Consider the following 2,495-nt stretch of genomic DNA (forward strand, 5'->3'; position numbering starts at 1 on the left):
ATCCACGATGCGACCGGCGGGCACGCGGCCGCGCAGCGCCTCCGGCAGCGGCACCGTCGCCGCCAAAAGCGGCGCGCCCAGCTGGGACACGATGTCCATGAGGCGCGCGGCGGGCATCTCCGTGTCCACCGGCACGAACGCATGCCCGCTCTTCAAGCAGCCCAGGAAACCGGCCACCATGAGCGGTGCCTTGTGCCCCAGACCACGACCGGCTCGCGGTCGTCCGTTCGCGCGGCCAGCTCCGCGGCGATGGCGTCCGACAGCTTCCACAACTCCCCGTACGCCATCGTCGTCCCGTCGGCCGCGCGGTAGGCAGGCGCCTGCGGACGCGACCGCACCGCCTCCTCAACCGATTGCAGGAATCCGTTCTCCTCTGCCATCTACCACCGCCCCGTCTCTCTCGTCGTGGTTGCAGCCCGGCTGCGTTCCTCAAGCGGGCGGATCAAAGATAGGACCCGATTATGGAAGCGCTGTCACGGCCACAGACTCCTGACAGAACGGTCACCGGCCCGTTACGGAATGCGCGCAAACCCCACGGTTCTCAACCCTATACTGGAGAGGGATCACGAAAACGACGGAGGCAGCATGAAACCCACGATCTTCCTGGATGCAGACGCATGCCCTGTCACAGCCGAGGCGCTCGCCGTGGCGCGCTCCTGCGGGGTGCCGGTCGTCATCGCAGGCAACTCAACGCAGAATCTGGCACGGCATCTGCGCCGGGGCGATCCGCGCTCGCCCACCGACGGGTTCTGGGCAGACACGCTGCCCGTGGGCGTGGGAGCCGACGCGGCCGACTTCGCCATCGTGCAGGAACTCCAGCCCGGCGACATCGTGGTGACGCAGGACATCGGGCTGGCAGCCATGGCGCTCGGGCGCGGCGCGCAGGCCATCGGCGTGCGCGGGCGCGTGTTCACGCTGGCTGCCATCGACCTCGACCTGCATATCCGCCACGAGGAGAAGAAGGTGCGCCGCCAGGGCGGTCGGACGAAAGGCCCCGCCGCCTTCGAGGACGACGACCGCGAGCGCTTCGCCGCGAACCTCCGACGCCTCGTCGACAAGGCGCTGCGCGAGGGGGACTGAAGGGCGAGGGGCGCCTCACGCTCCCCCACTTGCTGCTGGTTGATCGCATCCTTCTTCCGCCCGTAGTAGGCGCGGATCATGTCGCCCGTTTCGTCCAGACCGCGAACCCCGCGCACGTGCTCGCCAGCGAGCTCGCGCAGATACGGCGACGGCTTGAGCCCGTCGACCTCCTGCAAGCCCATCGCCACGCGCCAGTACCCCTCTCGCATGGCAGGGTCGTTCGGCTCGCGCTTGGGTTCGTACGGGAAATCATCGGGGCGATCGGCGGTCAACGGAGCCTCCTTCTCATGTTGTTCGAAGCGGGGTCGAGGCCATCATTGCAGCGCATCATGCGGCGGGCATGTTCTCCCAGTAGTCGGACGACGTGTCATCGTTGCCGACGATCACCTTCGCGCGCAGCACGCCCTCGGCCGGCAGGTCGGAGAACCCGATGATCACCCCGTCCATTCCCCACTGCAAGCCCTTCATACCGTACAGCCGTCGCTCGACGAACGCTTCGGACACGTGCAGCTCGGTGCCGTTCTCGACGAATCCGCCCCCGTCGTCCACACGGAACGAGAACCCACCCTCCCCGACGGCCGAGGTGACCGTGCCGGTGATCGCGTAGGGGCAATCGTACGACGCGAGGATGTCGTCGAGGCTGCGCTCGGGACCCCCTTCCGATCGGTAGTACTCGCTGATCTCGACGAACACCTTCTGCGCGACGATGACCCTGTCCGCGCAGGCCTCGGTCGAGCGGATCTGCACCGTCTCCCCCACCGCGAGCTCGTCGAACGGGACGTCGAAATGCTCGGCCATCGCGCATTCGACGGTCACGCGCTCGCCAACGGCAAGGTACTCGGTCGAATCCGTCACCGCCAGCTCGAGCGTCTGCGCCTCCTCGTCGATGGATGCGATGGTGCCGGTCGTATGGTAGGAGTGCCCCGACTGCTCGCGCGGAAGCGGATCCTCCGCTTCGGGGACCGCAGCTTCGCTTGCTTCGGGCAGCAGGCGCATGAACAGGGGCCCTTCGGGTACGGCATAGCGCACGCGCGGCTTGTCCAACCACACGGGCGTCACCACCTCGATCGTTCCGTCGGGCAGCTCGGTTTCCTCGGGAACGTCCAGGCGGGCCGAGCTGAACAGCATGACGGGGAGCAGCACGAGCGCGCAGAGCACGGCATACCCAGCGATACGGTAATCCTTGCTCGGCCCCGCCGCCGCGCCTATGGCGGCGAACGGGATGGCGACGAAGCACGTGGCCAGCACGCAGAAGGTCGGCACGTCGTACACGACGTTGCGCAGGGCGAGCCCCTGCGAGAAAGCGTACTGGCGGCATGCGAGGAAGAACGCGAGCGCGGCCACGCTGACGGCCACCGATACGACCAGCACGGCTATACAGGCCGTGCGCAGCTTGCCTCGCGGCGCGACGTCCG

The 2,495-nt window shown here is 67.8% G+C and carries 2 protein-coding genes and 2 pseudogenes; 1 reads left to right on the forward strand and 3 read right to left on the reverse strand.

The window, feature by feature from the left end:
- Both GPA_RS18725 and GPA_RS02440 read right to left on the reverse strand, forming a co-directional pair.
- Positions 1–180: pseudogene (locus GPA_RS18725) on the reverse strand (D-alanine--poly(phosphoribitol) ligase); the annotation flags it as partial.
- Positions 153–380: a hypothetical protein gene (locus tag GPA_RS02440; protein ID WP_015538833.1), complete on the reverse strand. Its 228-nt coding sequence runs from the start codon at positions 378–380 to the stop codon at positions 153–155. The pseudogene GPA_RS18725 and the gene GPA_RS02440, both read right to left, overlap by 28 nt.
- Before the next feature lie 205 nt (positions 381–585).
- Between GPA_RS02440 and GPA_RS02445 the strand changes: the two genes are divergently transcribed.
- Complete coding sequence (locus GPA_RS02445) at positions 586–1,080, forward strand: YaiI/YqxD family protein (RefSeq protein ID WP_041238836.1); 495 nt, start codon at positions 586–588, stop codon at positions 1,078–1,080.
- A gap of 327 nt (positions 1,081–1,407) precedes the next feature.
- On the opposite strand, the pseudogene GPA_RS02450 reads toward GPA_RS02445, so the two are convergent.
- Positions 1,408–2,495, reverse strand: a pseudogene (locus tag GPA_RS02450) (hypothetical protein); the annotation flags it as partial.

Origin of the sequence: Gordonibacter pamelaeae 7-10-1-b, from assembly GCF_000210055.1 — a bacterium.
Lineage (GTDB): Bacteria > Actinomycetota > Coriobacteriia > Coriobacteriales > Eggerthellaceae > Gordonibacter > Gordonibacter pamelaeae.